Below are 710 nucleotides of genomic sequence, written 5' to 3'. Positions count from 1 at the left end.
CGAGTAAACATCGATGCAAACTCGGGAATCACCAGAATGTTCAGAATAAACATCGCAATGGTAATAAATACGATAACGAACGTAGGGTAGCGCATCGCGGCTTTAATGCGTTTACGTGTTTCTAGCTCTTGCTCATAGTAGTTTGCTAGCTGTAACAATGCCTCATCGAGTCGACCGGTATTCTCACCCACGTTGATCATGGAAACGAATAACGGACTAAACACTTTGTTGTGCGGCTGCATCGCAGACGATAAGCCACGACCATTACTCAACTCAGAAACCACATCTTCTAGCGCTTCTTTAAGCTGTTTGTTTTCACAGTTTTGCAGTAAGCCGCGCATTGAGCGCAGCAAAGGCACACCAGCTTTAGTTAAGCTGAACAACTGACGAGAAAACAGGATAATCACTTCCAGTGGAATGGCAGGAACCAACAATTTAGACAAACTAACGTGGTTCTTTACGCCTTCTTTCTCTAAGCGCAGATTGAGCGGGATGATCCCTTTATTCCTCAACGCTTCCGCTGCGGCTTCTGAATTCACCGCACCGACTTTGCCACTGGTTGATGAGCCGTCTAATGTGCGGCCTTGATAACGAAAAGTTGGCATTCACTTACCTATATGAAAATGGGATCAGTTTTACCCGAAGCGTCACCCTCGCCGAGGGTCATCACTTCATCCAGGCTCACAGCACCTTGCAGCGCAAGCTCCATT

The 710-nt window shown here is 46.8% G+C and carries 1 protein-coding gene; it reads right to left on the bottom strand.

Annotated elements, in window-relative coordinates; all coding sequences use genetic code 11:
• Positions 1 to 605, bottom strand: a 605-nt coding sequence (locus R7Z50_RS27365) for a type II secretion system F family protein (RefSeq protein ID WP_318149730.1), incomplete at its 3' end; no start/stop codon positions are given.
• Between the last annotated feature and the right edge of the window lie 105 nt (positions 606 to 710).

This window comes from Vibrio sp. 1249-1, from assembly GCF_033340495.1.
Note: the sequence above shows the minus strand (reverse complement) of the source record. Positions and strands in the feature narration are given on the sequence as shown.